This is a genomic window from Jeotgalibacillus marinus, assembly GCF_040801915.1.
GTDB classification, from domain to species: Bacteria; Bacillota; Bacilli; order Bacillales; family Jeotgalibacillaceae; genus Jeotgalibacillus; species Jeotgalibacillus marinus.
This window is the reverse complement of the sequence record NZ_JBFMIA010000344.1, coordinates 1-224: the sequence shown is the minus strand read 5'-3', so window position 1 is coordinate 224 and position 224 is coordinate 1. Positions and strand designations below refer to the sequence as shown.

Below are 224 nucleotides of genomic sequence, written 5' to 3'. Positions count from 1 at the left end.
TCCCTCTTTTCTTTCCTTCTTCCCTTTTCTTCTTTTTCCCCCCCTCCCCCTCCTCCCTCTTTCTTCCCTCCTTCCTTCTCTCTTCTCTTTTTTCCTCCCTCTTCCTTCCTTCTCCTTTTTTTTCCCTCCCCCTCTTTCCTTTTCTTTCTCTCCTTCCCCCTTCCCTCCTTTCCCCCCTTTCCCCCCCTTTCCCTCTCTCCCCTCTTTCCCCCCCTCCTTTCCTT

At 52.2% G+C, this 224-nt stretch carries 1 protein-coding gene; it reads right to left on the bottom strand.

Going from position 1 to position 224, the window contains the following annotated elements; translation table 11 throughout:
• Positions 1-224 (bottom strand): hypothetical protein (locus AB1471_RS19230; RefSeq protein WP_367781100.1); only part of this gene is annotated, 224 nt, incomplete at both ends.